The following is a 14,918-nucleotide window of genomic DNA, read 5'->3' as shown; positions in this document are numbered from 1 at the left end:
TGGGCGGGACGGCTTCCGGCTGCTAGCGTCGCGGGCGACCGTGAAGCTGTCTTCAGGAGGTGAGACCCGTGAACGCTGTGTCCCATGGGTGCTCCCCCCTGCCCTTCATGGTCGGGCGATTGACGTAGGTGTCGCCGGGAGCGCCTGAGTACAAGGCTCTCCTGAGAGGCAGACACCTATGAATACTGAGAAATTCACTGAAGGCACGGGCGACCAACCGGTCGTGGTCACGCGGGTCGCGGAACAGCAGTGGCACGCGCTGGCCGACGACGAGGTGGTCGGCCGCGGCGACGTTTCGCGCAGGCCCGACGGGCGGACCTTCCTCAGCATCGACTCCTGGCACGGCGCGGTCTTCGACCGACTCGCCGAGGCGATGCTGGCCGACCTCCCGACGCCGCTCTACACGCTGGTCGACGAGACCGACCGCGACGTGACGGCCGGGTGGGAGCGCGTCGGCTTCACGGTCGGGCGCCGCGAGTGGGTGTACCTCGTGCCCACCGACCCGCGGGTCACGGGGCTCGACGCCGGGCTACCGCCGTCGGGCGTGACGATCGTGCCCGTCGGCGAGGCGGAGGAAGGTCCTCTGCGCGCGCTGGATCGCGTCATCCGCGAGGAGATCGAGGCCGCCGTCGGGTGGCAGACGATGCCTGCCGAGGTGTTGCCCCGCCCGCACGGGACCACCGTGGTGGACGCGTCGAAGTACGCGGTGGCAGCACGGTCCGGTCGCTACGTGGGCCTGGTCAGGGTGGCGCCGGTGACGCGGCTGCCACGGATCGGACTGATCGCGGTCCGGGCTGACGAGCAGCGCGGCGGCATCGCCCGGGCGCTGCTGGCCCAGGTGCTGGGTTCGCTGCATCACTCCGGCGTCGAAGCGGCAGCGGCCGAAGTGGACGAATCCAACAAGTCGGCGACCGCGTTGTTCGAGGGCGTCGGCGCCCGGCGTGTGAGCAGCAACCTGGAGCTGGTGCTCCGACGTCACAGTCGCCGACCGGGGCAGTGAGAGAACATGACAAAGACAGCAGGAGGCATCGAAGTCGAGGGCACGGTCGTCGAGTGCCTGCGGAACGCCACCTTCAAGGTGGAGCTCCAGAACGGGCACAAGGTGCTCGCGCACATCAGCGGGAAGATCCGGAAGAACTACATCAAGATCCTTCCGTTCGACCGGGTGCTTGTGGAGATCAGCCCGTACGACCTCACCCGCGGCCGGATCCTTTTCCGGTACCGGACGTAGTCACGCCAGTGACCTGACCTGACCCGTGTCGGCGTCCGGCCTCCGGCTGGACGCCGACACCACCGCTCCGGGTGAGGCCCCACCAGGCGACGGCCGCGGCCAGGGCCGTGGTCGCCGCCGCGAGCGTCGCTGCCGCGGTCAAGCCCGAGACGAAGGCGGCGTGGACTGCGTCAGCGATGCGGTGCCGGAGCGCTTCGGGCACTGCCTCGGCGCCCCGGCCGAGGGTGCGCGCGATGGGGGAGCCGGAGCGGACGGCCGCGCCGATCACGGAGGGCAGATCGGCCAGGTCCCGGTTGAGGTGATCGGTGAAGACCGACGCGAGGACGGACCCCTGGACGGCGACCCCGAGGGCCGAACCGACCTGCCGGGTGGCGTCGTTGAGGGACGAGGCCAGTCCGGCGTGGGTGGCCGGGATCGCGGTCATGACCGTCTCTGTCGCCGCCGTGGCGACCAGGCCGGCGCCGACTCCGACGACGCACTCGAAGGCCAGGACCCGCGGGTAGCCCGAAGCCACGCCGGTGCGGGAGGCGATGACGAACGCGGCGGTGACCGCCAGCAGCCCGGCGGTCACCGTGACCCTGGTGCTCGTCCAGTCGACCAGGCGCGTGGCCAGCACGGCCCCGACGGTGAGCGCACCCGCCAGCGGGAGCAGGTGAACTCCCGCCGCCCACGGGGACATGCCGAGGCTGCCCTGCAAGTAGAGGGCGAGGACGAACAGGGAACCGAAGAGCCCGAACGAGGTGAGCGCCAGCGACGCCGACGCCGTGGCGACAGCCCGATCCGCGACGAACCGCAGCGGCACCATGGGGGATCGGGCGCTGCGCTCCCGCAGCACGAACGCGGCCAGCAGCAGCGTCGAGAGGCCGGTCGCCGCGAGGACGGGCACGCTGGTCCACCCACGCCCGGGGGCTTCGACGACTGCCCATACCAGCGCGAACAGTCCGGCTGCCGATAGCGCCATGCCGGGAAAGTCGAACGGCTCCTTTGCGGGAACGCGCCGCGACGGGGGCACCAGCAGCAGGGCCAGGATCACTGCGGCGGCGGCGATCGGAAGGTTGACCCAGAATCCGGCCCGCCAGGAGTGGTGCTCGACCAGCCAGCCGCCGATCACCGGACCCGTGAGCCCGCCAAGGCCCGCTGCCGCGGCCCACAGGGAGATGCCCTTGCGCCGTTCCAGCGGGTCGGTGAAGACCTGGGTGACGACGGAGAGGGTGGCGGGCATCAGCAACGCGGCGCCCACACCCATGAGACACCGTGCCGCGATCACCTGGTCCGGAGTGGTCCCCAGGGCGCCGGCCAGCGAGCCCGCAGCACAGACGGCCACGCCGGTGACGAAGAACCTCCGGTTGCCGTACCGGTCGCCGAGCGGGCCGGTGGCCAGCACCGTCGAGCCCAGGGCGAGGGCGTAGGCGTCGACGATCCACTGGACCTGGGTCATGCTGGGCCGCAGGTCTGCCTGCAGGCTCGGGATGGCGACGTTGAGGACGGTGAGGTCCATTCCGAGGAGGAACAGTCCGAGGCAGACGGCGAGGGCCGCACACCAGGGCCGGACCTTTCGATCCGGTGAGTCCGGCGCAGGCTGGAGGCCGCCGGATTCGTCAGCGCTCCTGTCGAGGACTGAACGCATGCCCTCAGCTGCCTTCGCCCGGTGGGCGGAGCGGTGCGCGGAGCGGAGTGCGGACCCGCTCGACGTGCTTGGTGTAACCGAGTCCGTCCAGCGGCTTGCCCATCAGGAAGCGGGTCGTCAAGTCCGCTGTCTCCTCCATGCGTTCGAGGAACAGCATGTGGTCGGCCTCGGAAACGACGGCGAAGTGGCTGTCCAGGCAGGTCTCCGCCAGCTGACGGCAGCGGTCGGGCGTGGTGAACGTGTCGTGCTCGCCGGTCACGGCCAGCACCGGTGCGGCCGGGGGCAGCGTGGGGTCCAGCATGTCGTGGGTGAGCAGGCGCTCGGTGTTGGCCAGACTCTGCGCGCGTTCCGTCCCGGAGAGGTTGATCATCCGCCGCCGGAGGAACCGGCGCACGCGCGTGCTCGCCACTACCTGGTCCTGGCGTTCCGCGTTCATCAGGATGCCGAGCGACTCGTCGGCGAACTCCTCCATCCGCCCCTGGCGCAGATGATCGAGGGTGCGGCGCATGGCCACCCGGGCGTGTTCGGGGATCGAGGTCATCGTCCCGACGAGCACCATCCGCCCGACACGGTGAGGGTGGAGCTGCGCGATCCGGTAGGCGAGCGCGGTGCCGTAGGACCCGCTCATGATGTTGACCCGGTCCAGCCCGATCCTGCTGAGCATGTGACAGATCGCGTCCGCGAGCAGATCCGCCCCGTGCTGCTCCGGCAGCACGCCCCCGGCGCCCCAGCCCGGCGGATCGACCGTGACCACGTCCATACGCCGCAGGAACAGGCGCTCGAACCGTCCCCAGCTCTCCTTGCTCTGGAACGCGCCTCCGATCATGAGCAGGGGAGGGAGCTCCGGGGCGGTCGTGCGCACCAGCCGGGACTCGCAGGGAAAGCCGTTCCAGGTGTGGGACTGCACCGCGGGCGGCAACGGCAGTGAGCCGGCCGTGAGGGGCCGTGTGTCGAGGAGCGACATGCACATACCTTCTGTGGAGACGGTTCGCCGCCATTCCTTCGTCGTGCGCCGACGAACCAGCCCTGGCGAATCCAGGCATTGGGGCATACCGGACGCTAGTGATCGCCAGCGGGGCGGCGCGTCACCGCCGCTCGCCCCACCCCACTTTCCTCCGGAAACTCACCCGCGCCGGTGAATTCCTCTCGCCTTCGCACGGTTGTGCACAGCCGCTTCCCTCTGCTTCGCTGCGAATGCGGGGCGCGACCGGCCGATAGACGGGATCCGGCCGGGGTGCGTCTCGACCACGAGGGGCGCGCACACCGAAGCCACGCCCCCAGCGGCCGCTGGGGGGCGTGGCTTCGTCCAAGACTGCAGGTGACCCGGTCACGAACTCTGATGCCATATCTTCCGCGGCGCGCCCCGCGATCATCGCGACCGTCGATGCGGCGCGGGCAGGTGACCCGCTGGGTCTGCACGGCCTCGTCGACCGGCGCCTGTCGCACGCCGGGGCACCGGTGCTGTTGTGGTGTCAGGCTGCCAGGGTGGCGGGTTCCTGAAGGGCGGGAGCGGCGGTCGGGGCCGGGGTCTGCGCCTCAGCCGGGAGACGGCGGCGGGACTTGAGGCCGACGACGGTCACCGCCGTGACCGCGGTTCCCGCGGCGATGGAGATCAGGTAGAGGAACGGCGAACCGATCAGCGGGAGGACCCAGATGCCGCCATGGGGGGCGCGGAGCGTGGAGCCGAAGGCCATGGAGAGGCCACCGGCGGTCATGCTGCCGAGGATGCCCGCCGGGATGACGCGCAGCGGGTCGGCTGCGGCGAAGGGGATCGCGCCCTCGGTGATGAAGGACGCGCCCAAGCACCCAGGCGGCCTTGCCGTTCTCCCGCTCCTCGCGAGTGAAGAGCTTGCCGCGCAGCGTCGTGGCCAGGGCCAGGCCGAGCGGCGGCGTCATGCCGCCCGCCATGACCGCCGCCATGACCTTCAGGCTGCCCGCGTCCGGGACCGTGCCGGCCGTCGTCAGCGCGCCCGCCGCGAAGGTGTAGGCGACCTTGTTGACCGGGCCGCCCATGTCGACCGCCATCATGCCGCCGACCAGCAGGCCGAGCAGGATCGCGTTGGTGCCGCTGAGGCTGTTCAACCAGGTGGTCAGCGCGTGCATCAGCGAAGCGATGGGGGAGCCCAGCACCACGAACATCAGCAGGCCGATCGCCGTCACCGAGAGCAGCGGGATCACCACCACCGGCATGATGCCGGCGATCGCGCTGGGAACCTTCCAGCGTCCCATCCAGCGCACCAGCAGGCCGGCCAGCAGACCGGCGGCGATGCCGCCGAGGAAGCCCGCCCCGACCGTGACCGACACCGCGCCGCCGACGATGCCCGCGGCGAGCGCCGCGCGGTCGGCGATGGCGTAGGCGATGAACCCGGCCAGGATCGGCACCAGGAAGCCGAAGGAGGCGGCACCGGTCTGGAACAGCAGCGCGGCCCAGCTCTGCGTGGACGTCCAGTCGAAGTGGCCGACGACGGACGGGGCGGACTTGATCTCGTAGCCGCCGATCGCGAAGCCGAGCGCGATGAGGAGACCGCCGGCCGCGACGAACGGGATCATGTAGCTGACACCTGACATCAGGTAGGTGCGCAGCCGCTTGGCCCAGTGCTCGTCGTCCCGCTTCGCGGGGCTCGCCGCGACCGGCGCGGCGGACGAGCGCTCGCTTCCGGAGGCGGCGGCGGCCGCGGCCGCGCGGGCCACGAGCTCGTCGGCCTTGTTGACGCCCGCCTTCACGCCCGTCTCGACCAGCGGCTTGCCGGCGAACCGGTCGCGGTCGCGGACCTCCACGTCGTGGGCGAAGATCACCGCGTCGGCCGCGGCGATCACCTCGGGCGGCAGCGGCTCGAAGCCGGCCGAGCCCTGCGTCTCGACCTGGATCTGTGCCCCGGCCCGCTCGGCGGCGAGCTCGAGCGCCTTGGCGGCCATGTAGGTGTGCGCGATACCCGTCGGACAGGAGGTCACCGCGACCAGCCGGAGTGCGTCCTGCACCACGGGCGCGGTCGTCGGCGCGGCCGCGGGGGGAGCCTCCTCGCCGTTGACGAGTGCGGCGACCGCGGTCGGGTCGGTGGCCGAGCGCAACGCCTCGGTGAACTGAGGGTCCATCAGCCGACGGGCCAGCGAGGCGAGGATGGTCAGATGCGCGTCGTCCGCACCGTCCGGAGCGGCGATCATGAAGACCAGGTCGGCCGGGCGGCCGTCCGGCGCGTCGAAGTCGATCCCGTGGGCGCTGCGGCCGAAGACCACGCTGGGCGCGGTGACGTGCGCGGAGCGGCAGTGCGGAATGCCGATGCCGTCGCCGAGACCGGTCGGGGCCTGGGCCTCGCGGGCGGCGATGTCGGCGAGGAAACCGTCGAGGTCGGTCACCCGTGCCTCGGCGACCAGCCGCTGGGCCATCGCGCGCAGGGCGTCGGACTTGTCGCTGGGGGCAAGGTAGAGATCCACCAGAGGTGGCGTGGTCAGGCGCTGGTTGTCACTCATGGCTCGATGTGTCCTTCACTCACTTCGTTGTGGCTCGTTCGGATCCCTTTGCCCCCGGGTTCCTTGGCGCGCGTCCCGCGCGCCCGTTCTGCGTCGGTCCTCAGGCGTCACCGTCCCAGTGGCCGCTCCACGGGGAGGTCGGCGGTGACCTGCACGGCCGACGGCCGCAGGTCCGACGGGGAGGGCATGACGCTGCCAGGCAGCTGCACCGCCGCCGCGCCATGGGCGAGCGCCGCGGCCAGGGCTTTCGGGCCCGCTCCGCCCGCGCCGAGGAAGCCGGCGAGCGAGGCGTCGCCCGCGCCGACGTCGCTGCGGACGACGGCGACCGGCGCGGTGCCGAACCAGTTGCCCTCCTCGGCGGCGAGCAGCATGCCGTCCGCGCCGAGGCTGGCCAGCACCTGGCGGGCCCCGCGCTTGCGCAGCTCTCCGGCGGCGTCGAGCGCGTCGCCGACGGTGACCAGTCTGCGACCGGTCGCCTCCGCGAGCTCGTCCACGTTGGGCTTGACCACGTCCGGCCGGGCGGCGAGGGCGGCCAGCAGCGCCGGGCCAGAGGTGTCCAGCGCGATCATCGCCCCACCCGAGTGCACCTGGCCGACCAGTTCGGCGTACCACTGAGGCGTCAGCCCGCGCGGCAGACTGCCGCAGCAGGCCAGCCAGTCGACGCCGGGGCCGGTGAAGTCGCGGCGGACGGTGGCCAGTAGGGCGGCCGACTCCTCGGCGCTCAGCTCGGGCCCGGGTGCGTTGATCTTGGTGAGCGCGCCGTCGCCGGTCACCACGCTCACATTGATCCGGGTCTCGCCACCGACCGGGACGGTTGCCACATCGATGCCCTGGTTCCGCAGCAGCCGGGCGAGCAACTCACCGGAGAGCCCGCCGAGTGGCAGCACGGCCGTGGTCCTGTGCCCCGCGGCGGTCAGCGCGCGGGAGACGTTGACGCCCTTGCCACCCGGGTCGACGCGGTCGGTGAGCGCGCGGTTGACCTCGCCGTGCTGCAGCTCGGACAGCTCGTAGGTGCGGTCCAGGCTCGGGTTGGGCGTGATCGTGACGATCATGCGCGGATCACCTCAGGTCCCAGGTTCTCGATCTCGGTGGTCTGGGCGTCGGTCAGTCCGGTGTCCGTGACCAGGATGTCCACCTGGCGCAGGTCGGCGAAGCGGGCGAAGTGGCGGGCGCCGTACTTGCCGGAGTCGGCCAGCAGCAGCACCCGGCGGGCGCCGGAGACCATCGCCCGCTTGACGGCGGCCTCGGCCAGGTCGGGAGTGCTCAGTCCGCCCTCGGGGGAGAAGCCGTTGGTGGCGACCACGGCGAGGTCGGCGTGCATGTCCGCCAGATCGCGCAGGGCCCAGGCGTCGACGGCCGCGTGGGTACGGTGGCGCAGCCGACCGCCGATCAGGTGCAGCGTGAGCGCAGGATGGTCGGCCAGCCGCGCCGCGACCGGCAGCGCGTTGGTAGCCACGGTGTAGCTGCTGTCCTGCGGCAGCAGCCCGGCCAGCCGGGAGACGGTGGTCCCCGCGTCGAGCAGCAGGCTCCCCTCGGCGGGCAGCAGACGGGGCAGCAGGTCGAGGGCGGCGCGGGCGATCCGCTCCTTCTCGGCCGCGGCGGTGGAGTCGCGCTCGGCCAGCCCCGGCTCCAGGTGCAGACTCCCGGCGGGCAGCGCCCCGCCGTGGACTCTGCGCAGCAGGCCGGCCCGGTCGAGGGAGCTCAGGTCGCGCCGGATGGTCTCCTGCGTGACGCCGAACTCCTCGGCGAGGGTCGGGACGTCGACCCGACCCTGCTCCTGGGCAAGGGCCAGGATCTGCTGCTGGCGCTCTGGGGCATACATGTGGGAACGCTTCCGTTTCACGTTTGTTTACGCCTGGTTTCGTCCGAGAGTACGCCCTCCAGGCCAGGAATCAAGGGGTCCAAGTGCCCGAATATGTTGACAGCTCCGAGTGAACGGGCGTAGAACCAAGCCAACCCACTGCGAAACGGGCGCGAAACAACAAGCTCCCGGACTCTGTGCACGCCCCCGGGCACAGGGTCCGGGTCTCCACCCCGGTGCACCGATTCGCTGCCCGGGCGCGCCCGAGGACGATCAAGGAGTCCCCCGTGAGCCTGCCCCTGACCGTGACGACGACCGTCGGTGCCGCCTCCGGGCTGCACGCCCGCCCGGCTTCGCTCTTCGTCCAGGCTGCCGCGCGGCAGCCGCTGCCCGTCCGCGTCGCCCGTCCCGGCCAGGCGTCAGTGGACGCGCGCAGCCTGCTCTCCGTGATGTCGCTGGGGGCGGGCCACGGCGAGACCCTGGAGCTCTCGGTCATCGGGACGGAGACGGACAGCGAGGACGCCCAGGGCGCCCAGGACCGGCAGGTGGCGCGGACCGTGCTCGACGAGCTTGCCGCTCTGCTCGCCACCGACCTCGACGCGGTCGTGCAGGCCGGTCGATGAGCCGAGCTCTCTCGGGCATCGGGGTCGGCTCCGGCACGGCCTGCGGGCCGGTGGCTCGGATGGCGCCCCCGCCCACGCTCCCGGCCGCCCGCGCGGTGGCCGACGCCCCGGCCGAGGCCAGGGCACTGCGCGAGGCTCTCGCCGCCGTCGCGGCTGAGCTCAGCGAACACGCCGCAGCCGCCGACGGCACCGCCGCCGACGTGCTCTCGGCGCAGGCGATGATGGCCGCCGACCCCGCGCTCGCCGATATGGCGGCGGCACTGATCAGCGATAACGCCCTCGACGCCCCGCACGCCGTCGACCGGGCCCTGGCCGACTTCCGCAGCGGTCTACTGGCGGCCGGCGGCTACTTCGCCGAACGCGCCGCCGACCTGGACGACGTCCGTGACCGCGCGCTGTGCCGGCTGCTCGGCCGACCCCGTCCGGGCCTGCCCGACCCCGGCCACCCCTATGTCCTGGTCGCCGAGGAACTCGCCCCGGCCGACACGGCCCGGCTCGACCCCGCCCAGGTCCTCGCCCTGGTCACCGAGCGCGGCGGCCCGACCGGCCACACCGCGATCCTGGCCAAAGCGCTCGGCCTGCCCGCCGTGGTCGGCTGCACGGCGGCCGCGACGCTGACGGACGGTCAGACCGTGCTGGTCGACGCCGCCGAGGCCGCCGTCGAGATCGACCCGGACCCCGCCGCAGTGCAGCGCGCCCGCGACCGGGAACGCCGTCGCCGGGCCCGCGCCCAGGGCGCGGGCCCCGGCCGCACCTCGGACGGTCACCCGGTCGCCCTGCTCGTCAACCTCGGCGGCCTGGCCGAGCTGGAGTCCGCGGCCGCCGCCGACTCCGAGGGTGTCGGCCTCTTCCGCACCGAGTGCCTCTTCCTCGACCGGACCGAGGCGCCCGCCCTGGACGAGCAACAGGATTCCTACCGACGGGTGTTCACCGCTTTCGCGGGCCGCCGGGTCATCGTCCGCACCCTGGACGCGGGCGCGGACAAGCCGCTGCCCTTCGTCACCTCAGGCCCGGAGGAGAACCCGGCCCTCGGCGTGCGCGGGCTCCGCACCGCGGCCCGCGCGCCGGAGCTGCTGGAGACCCAGCTCGCCGCCATCGCCGCGGCCGCCGCAGGCAGCGGGGCGCAGGTGCGGGTGATGGCGCCGATGGTCTCGTTGCCGGGGGAGGCCGCCTGGTTCGCCGAGCGCGCCCGGGCCCACGGGCTCCCGTTGGCCGGCGCGATGGTCGAGGTCCCCGCCGCCGCGCTCCGCGCCGAGCGGTTTGCGGCCGCCTGCGACTTCCTCAGCATCGGCACCAACGACCTGGCCCAGTACACCTTCGCGGCCGACCGTGCCCTCGGCGCCCTCGCCGAGCTGCTCGACCCCTGGCAGCCCGCGCTGCTCCAGCTCGTCGCCGCCACGGCCCGGGCCGGCGCCGCGCTCGGCAAACCGGTCGGCGTCTGCGGCGAGGCTGCCGCCGACCCGGAGCTGGCCGTCATCCTGGCCGGACTCGGCATGACCAGCCTCTCGGCCGCCCCGGCCTGCCTACCCGAGGTCCGCGCCGCGCTCGCCGCGCTGCCGATGGCACACTGCCGCGAACTCGCCGCCCTCGCCCTGGACGCGCCGGACGCCGCGACCGCCCGCGCCCGCGTCCGCGAGCACCTCGGCTGACCCGACCCGACCCGACCCGCCGCGCCGCGCGGGCCGGGCGGCAGACCCGTGGGCCGACCCGACCCACCGCGCGCTCCGACCCGACCAACCGCGCGCTCCGACCCGACCCACCGCGGGGGCCGACCCGTCCCGCCGCGCGGACCTGGCGGCAGACCCGCGGGCGGGTGCGCCTCCGCCGGGCCTTCCTGGGCGCGCGTCTGCGGTCGGCTGAGCGGACGCGACCCGACCCGACCCGACCCGACCCGACTCGACCCATCGCGCCCGCGGACGGGTGGAACTCCACTGGGCGGTTCCACCCGGACATCCTCGGCGCGCGTCTGCGGTGGGCGGCTGCGCCGTGCGCTTCCGCCTCGCCGTCGCTGCCGTCGCAGGTCATCGGCACCCCCCGCGAGGACGGTTCCACAGCGGGCGAACAGGCGGCATGATGGGGATTCAGCAGGATTCCCGCCTCCCCAGCAGGGGGTACACCGCTATGGCCCGCCCGCCCATCCGTCCGCAGGTCTGGACCCCGCCGCCGCGCAGCGGCCGCGCGCGGGCCTGGCGCAAGCATCGCTCGCTGCCGCCGCTCGACCTCGTCCCGCTCTCCGGACTGGGGCCGGAGGACGTCGTCGTCGACGCGCTCGGGCGGATCCTGTGCGGAGTCGCCGACGGCAGGGTCCTGCGGCTCAGCGCCGACGGGCGCGAGGCGATCACCCTCGCCGACATCGCGCCCGGCCGCCCCGCCGGGCTGGAGGCGCTGCCCGACGGCCGGGTGCTGGTCTGCGACGCCCGCCGCGGGCGGCTGCTCCGGGTCGACCCGGACAAGGGGAGCGCCGAGACGCTCGCGGACCGCCAGGGCGGGGAGCCGCTGCGGCTCGTCAGCAACGTCGTGGCCGCCACCGACGGGACGATCTACTTCACCGAGTCCAGCCGCCGCTTCGGCATCGACGACTGGCGCGCCGACATCCTGGAGCACTCCGGCACCGGCCGGCTGCTCCGCGTCGGGCCCGAAGGCGGCGAGCCGGAGGTGCTGCTGGACGGGCTGCAGTTCGCCAACGGACTCGCCTTCGGGCCGGACGAGTCCTACCTCGCCATCGCCGAGACCGGCGACTACCGCGTCACCCGCTACCGGCTGACCGGCGAGCAGGCCGGCGAGTACGAGCCCTTCGTTGACCTGCCCGGTTTCCCCGACAATCTCGGCGCCGGCACGCACGGCCTGCTCTGGATCGCCATGGTCGCGCCGCGCGACCCCCTCCTCGACGCGCTGCACCGCGTGCACCCCGCCGCGCGGCAACTCGTCTGGCGGATCCCGGACGCGATCATGCCGGGTCCGAAGGCCACCGTCTGGGTGATCGCTGTCGACACCGCGGGCCGCGTCGTGCACGACCTCCAGGGCCCGAGCGCCGCGTTCCGCGCGGTCACCGGGGTGGCCGAACACGGCGGCCGGCTCTACCTCGGCTCGCTGAGCGAGCCCTCGGTGGCCTCGTTCGACCTGGCCGCCGTCAGGCTCTGACGACGCGCGTCCGTTGCGGTCGCGTGAGAACGTCGGGGGGTGAGCGAAGGAGTCGCCGTCGCGACGGCGGGAGTCGACGGTCTGACGCCGGCCGAACTCGCGGCGAAGTACGGGCTCGACGTGAGCGGGCGCCGCCCCTCACTGACGACGTACACGCGCGAGCTGTGGGCGCGCCGCCACTTCATCGTGGCCTTCGCCACCGCGCGGACGACCGCCTCCTACACGTCGGCCAAGCTCGGCCAGCTCTGGCAGGTAGTGACGCCGCTGCTCAACGCGGCCGTCTACTACCTCGTCTTCGGCCTGCTGCTCGGCACCGACCGTGGCATCCCCAACTACATCGCCTATCTGTGCACCGGCATCTTCACTTTCCAGTTCACCCAGTCGGCGGTGCTGTCCGGGACCCGGGCCATCTCGGGCAACCTGGGCCTGATCCGGGCCCTGCACTTCCCGCGCGCCTGCCTGCCGATCTCGCTGACGATCATGCAGCTGCAGCAGCTCATGATCTCGATGGGCGTGCTCGGGGTGATCATCCTGGTCACCGGCGAGCCGTTGACGGCCAAATGGCTGCTGGTCGTGCCGACGTTGCTGCTGCAGACGGTCTTCAACACCGGCCTGGCCCTGCTGCTCGCGCGCTGGGGCGCGAGGACGACCGACCTGTCGCAGCTGATGCCCTTCGTCATCCGCACCTGGATGTACATGTCGGGGGTCTTCTGGAGCGTCCAGACCCTCGCCGCGCACGTCCCCAAGCCGGTCCAGACGCTGCTCTACCTCAACCCCGCCCTGGTCTTCAACGACCTGATGCGTTACTCGCTGATGGACACCGTCCAGGCGAGCAGCCTCGTCCCGCACGTGTGGGCGACGGCGGTGGTGTGGACGGCCGTGGCCGGTGCGTTCGGCTACGTCTACTTCTGGCGCGCGGAGGACCAGTACGGGCGGGGCTGAGACCGCGTCAGGGTGGGTTTCTAGGTCTGATCCTTGCCGTAGCGGTGGGCCAGGTTCGGGTCGTCGAGCCACCAGGGGCGCATCATCTCGGGGTCTTCGGCGGGCGCCGCCACGGAGCCGGCGGGTGCGGGGGTCGAGCCCGCTGCCTCGCGCTGGGCCTCGCGCTGGCGGGCGATCTGGGCGTCGATCGCCGCGTCGACGGCCGCCGTCTCGGCACGGCCCTTCACCATCCAGCGGCGCACCAGCGCGGCAAGGAAGGGGAGACCGGCCATGTCGCCCAGTGCCCACAGCGTGGAGCCGCCCCAGATCTGGTCCTGGTGGATCGACGGGCCCCACGGACGCCCCAGCGCCGTGTAGTAGTGCTCGGCGATCGTGGTGTGACCGTAGACCAGCAGCATGCCGAGGCCGGCGTCGAAGACCACCTCCGCCATGGTGATGAAGAGGCCCACCAGCTGCGGGTATTCGTGCGCGACCGGGTCGATCTGCAGGCGCGGCCAGAAGTACGCCAGACCCAGGACCACCAGGATGACGTGCAGCCCGATGTTCCAGGACTGACTGGTCATCGTGTGCTCGTACCAGGACGTGTAGTAGAGCAGCCACGGCGGCAGCATCAGCAGCGCCGTCGACACGGCAGGGAACATCAGCACCTTCGACGGCCAACTGCGCAGCACCCGCATCAACCGCTCGCGGCTGCGCTCGTTCACCGACTCGGCGAGCAGTGAAACCGGACCGCCCATGCCCAGCAGCAGCGGGACCAGCATCAGCAGCACGATGACCTGGGCCGCTCGGTCGGTGAACAGGATCCGTTCGTAGACCCCGACGCCCGACATCGTCGACCAGACCCAGAGCGCCAGCCCGCCGTACCAGGCGGCGGTGCGCCCCAGCGGCCAGCTGCCGCCGGTCCGCCGCACGCGGGTGAGGCCCAGCGCGTAGAGCGCTCCGAGCAGCAGGGAGGCGATGAGGACGACGGGCTCGAGCTGCCAGCTGGCCACCAGGTCCGACCACTGCCAGGCGGGCGGGCCGCTGTAGCCCGACGCGAGCGTCGTTCCGGTCATCGTCCTCGCCTGCTTCCCGCCACTGCTCTGTCCTGCCGCATGTCTTGCCGCACGTGCTGTCGGCGGGGTCCATCATGGCGGACGCCGGACGAACCGGACGCACCGACCCCCCGACGCGGCCCGCGTTCGGACGCCGTTCGGCGTGCTGGTCGGGATGCTTGTCGGTGGCCGACGGTAGGTTGGGCGTATGACCGTTCGCATCGCCACCTGGAACATCAACTCGGTGAACGCCCGGCTGGACAAGCTGCTGGAATGGCTCGGTTCGGCGCAGCCGGACGTGGTCTGCCTCCAGGAGCTGAAGTGCGCCACCGACGCCTTCCCCTACGACGCCGTACGCGAGCTCGGCTACGAGGCCGCCGCCCACGGCAACGGCCGGTGGAACGGCGTGGCGATCCTCTCCAAGATCGGCATCGACGACGTCGTCCGCGACCTCCCCGGCCAGCCGGGATACCTCGACCCGGCCACGGCCGCCGAGGATTCGCTGCTCCCGGCCGAGCCCGAGATCGAGGCGCGCGCCATCGCGGCGACCTGCGGACCGGTCCGCGTCTGGTCGGTCTACGTCCCCAACGGCCGCGAGGTCGACCACCCGCACTACGCCTACAAGCTGCGCTGGCTCTCCACGCTGCGCGACGCGGTCGTCGCGGACGCGGCGGGCCCGCGCCCGTTCGCGGTGCTCGGCGACTTCAACGTGGCTCCGGTGGACGCGGACGTCTGGGACATCAACAAGTTCCAGGGCGCCACGCACGTCACGGACGCGGAGCGCGCCGCGCTGGCGGACCTGCGCGAGACGGGCCTGAGCGACGTCTACCCGCGCGCGCTCAAGTACGACGTGCCGTTCACCTTCTGGGACTACCGGGCGCTCGGCTTCCCCAAGAACCAGGGCATGCGGATCGACCTCGCCTACGGGAACAAGCCCTTCTTCGCGGCCGTCAGCGACGCGTACGTCGACCGCGAGGCCCGCAAGGGCAAGGGCACCTCCGACCACGCGCCGGTCGTGGTCGACCTCGACCTCTGACGCTCCGTCCCGCCC

The 14,918-nt window shown here is 72.5% G+C and carries 12 protein-coding genes and 1 pseudogene; 7 read left to right on the top strand and 6 right to left on the bottom strand.

All coding sequences use genetic code 11. From position 1 onward, the window contains the following. The first annotated feature begins 178 nt into the window (after nucleotides 1-178). Nucleotides 179-1,000, top strand: a complete 822-nt coding sequence (locus ABIA32_RS27210) for a GNAT family N-acetyltransferase (protein WP_370100826.1) — start codon at nucleotides 179-181, stop codon at nucleotides 998-1,000. Nucleotides 1,001-1,006: 6 nt separating this feature from the next. Beyond that, nucleotides 1,007-1,231, top strand: coding sequence for a translation initiation factor IF-1 (gene infA, locus ABIA32_RS27205; protein WP_370100824.1), 225 nt, complete (start codon nucleotides 1,007-1,009; stop codon nucleotides 1,229-1,231). Here infA and ABIA32_RS27200 read toward each other — a convergent pair. From ABIA32_RS27200 to ABIA32_RS27180, 5 genes and pseudogenes are all read right to left on the bottom strand, one after another. Beyond that, the gene (locus ABIA32_RS27200) at nucleotides 1,194-2,858 is read right to left on the bottom strand and encodes an MFS transporter (RefSeq protein WP_370100821.1); all 1,665 of its coding nucleotides are present in this window, start codon (nucleotides 2,856-2,858) and stop codon (nucleotides 1,194-1,196) included. The genes infA and ABIA32_RS27200 overlap by 38 nt on opposite strands. A gap of 4 nt (nucleotides 2,859-2,862) precedes the next feature. Further along, nucleotides 2,863-3,822, bottom strand: coding sequence for an alpha/beta fold hydrolase (locus ABIA32_RS27195; RefSeq protein ID WP_370100818.1), 960 nt, complete (start codon nucleotides 3,820-3,822; stop codon nucleotides 2,863-2,865). A 508-nt stretch (nucleotides 3,823-4,330) separates the two neighbouring features. After that, nucleotides 4,331-6,326 (bottom strand): annotated as a pseudogene (locus tag ABIA32_RS27190) (fructose-specific PTS transporter subunit EIIC). A gap of 107 nt (nucleotides 6,327-6,433) precedes the next feature. Next, nucleotides 6,434-7,378 carry a 1-phosphofructokinase gene (gene pfkB / locus ABIA32_RS27185; protein WP_370100816.1) on the bottom strand — a complete coding sequence of 315 codons (945 nt, stop codon included), beginning with the start codon at nucleotides 7,376-7,378 and terminating at the stop codon, nucleotides 6,434-6,436. Further along, nucleotides 7,375-8,148 carry a DeoR/GlpR family DNA-binding transcription regulator gene (locus ABIA32_RS27180; RefSeq protein ID WP_370100814.1) on the bottom strand — a complete coding sequence of 258 codons (774 nt, stop codon included), beginning with the start codon at nucleotides 8,146-8,148 and terminating at the stop codon, nucleotides 7,375-7,377. Before ABIA32_RS27180 ends, pfkB begins: the two co-directional genes overlap by 4 nt. A 266-nt stretch (nucleotides 8,149-8,414) precedes the next feature. On the opposite strand from ABIA32_RS27180, the gene ABIA32_RS27175 reads away from it, so the two are divergent. The 4 genes from ABIA32_RS27175 (at nucleotide 8,415) to ABIA32_RS27160 (ending at nucleotide 12,833) form a co-directional block, all read left to right on the top strand. Next, on the top strand, nucleotides 8,415-8,750 hold the full coding sequence (locus ABIA32_RS27175) for an HPr family phosphocarrier protein (protein WP_370100811.1): 336 nt from the start codon (nucleotides 8,415-8,417) through the stop codon (nucleotides 8,748-8,750). Next, complete coding sequence (ptsP, locus tag ABIA32_RS27170) at nucleotides 8,747-10,399, top strand: phosphoenolpyruvate--protein phosphotransferase (protein WP_370100808.1); 1,653 nt, start codon at nucleotides 8,747-8,749, stop codon at nucleotides 10,397-10,399. The genes ABIA32_RS27175 and ptsP overlap by 4 nt, the downstream gene beginning before the upstream one ends. A gap of 472 nt (nucleotides 10,400-10,871) precedes the next feature. Continuing rightward, nucleotides 10,872-11,891, top strand: coding sequence for an SMP-30/gluconolactonase/LRE family protein (locus tag ABIA32_RS27165; protein ID WP_370100805.1), 1,020 nt, complete (start codon nucleotides 10,872-10,874; stop codon nucleotides 11,889-11,891). 39 nt (nucleotides 11,892-11,930) lie between these two features. Then, entirely contained in the window at nucleotides 11,931-12,833 is a 903-nt protein-coding gene (locus ABIA32_RS27160; RefSeq protein ID WP_370100802.1) for an ABC transporter permease, read from the top strand. Between the two features lie 20 nt (nucleotides 12,834-12,853). On the opposite strand, the gene ABIA32_RS27155 is transcribed toward ABIA32_RS27160, so the two are convergent. Beyond that, nucleotides 12,854-13,888, bottom strand: a complete 1,035-nt coding sequence (locus ABIA32_RS27155; RefSeq protein ID WP_370100800.1) for a cytochrome c oxidase assembly protein — start codon at nucleotides 13,886-13,888, stop codon at nucleotides 12,854-12,856. Between the two features lie 187 nt (nucleotides 13,889-14,075). Here ABIA32_RS27155 and ABIA32_RS27150 point away from each other — a divergent pair, with 187 nt between their 5' ends. Beyond that, entirely contained in the window at nucleotides 14,076-14,903 is an 828-nt protein-coding gene (locus ABIA32_RS27150; RefSeq protein WP_370100798.1) for an exodeoxyribonuclease III, read from the top strand. Nucleotides 14,904-14,918 lie beyond the last annotated feature (15 nt).

It is taken from the genome of Streptacidiphilus sp. MAP12-20 (assembly GCF_041262525.1).
Taxonomy (GTDB): Bacteria; Actinomycetota; Actinomycetes; order Streptomycetales; family Streptomycetaceae; genus Streptacidiphilus.
Note: the sequence above shows the minus strand (reverse complement) of the source record. Positions and strands in the feature narration are given on the sequence as shown.